Raw genomic sequence first — 618 nt, 5'->3', positions numbered from 1 at the left:
CCTCAGGCGAGGAGGGCGTCGACGAAGCCCTCGGGGTCGAAGGGGGCCAGGTCGTCGGCGCCCTCGCCCAGGCCGACGAGCTTGACGGGCACGCCGAGCTCGCGCTGGACGGTGACGACGATGCCGCCCTTGGCGGTGCCGTCGAGCTTGGTGAGCACGATGCCGGTCACGCCCACGGCCTCGGAGAACACCTGGGCCTGTCGCATGCCGTTCTGGCCGGTGGTGGCGTCCAGGACGAGGAGGATCTCGCCGACCGGGGCGATCTTGCCCATGACGCGCTTGATCTTGCCGAGCTCGTCCATGAGGCCCGCCTTGTTCTGAAGGCGCCCGGCGGTGTCGATGAGGACGACGTCGGCGCCCTGGTCGGCGGCCTCGCGCACGGCGTCGAAGGCGACGGAGGCGGGGTCGGCGCCCTCGCGCTCGGAGCGGACGACGTCGACGCCCACGCGCTGGCCCCACGTGGACAGCTGCTCGGCGGCGGCGGCCCGGAAGGTGTCGGCGGCGCCCATGACGACGGTCTTGTCCTGGGCGACGAGGACACGGGCGAGCTTGCCGCAGGTGGTGGTCTTCCCGGTGCCGTTGACGCCGACCATGAGGATCGCGGCGGCGGGCTCGGTG

The 618-nt window shown here is 72.8% G+C and carries 1 protein-coding gene; it reads right to left on the bottom strand.

Translation table 11 applies throughout. The features are described from left to right. Positions 1 to 2 precede the first annotated feature (2 nt). Positions 3 to 618 (bottom strand): signal recognition particle-docking protein FtsY (ftsY, locus tag B1H55_RS12050; protein ID WP_143222445.1); only part of this gene is annotated, 616 nt, incomplete at its 5' end.

It is taken from the genome of Actinomyces denticolens, from assembly GCF_002072185.1.
Classification (GTDB): domain Bacteria; phylum Actinomycetota; class Actinomycetes; order Actinomycetales; family Actinomycetaceae; genus Actinomyces; species Actinomyces denticolens.
Note: the sequence above shows the minus strand (reverse complement) of the source record. Positions and strands in the feature narration are given on the sequence as shown.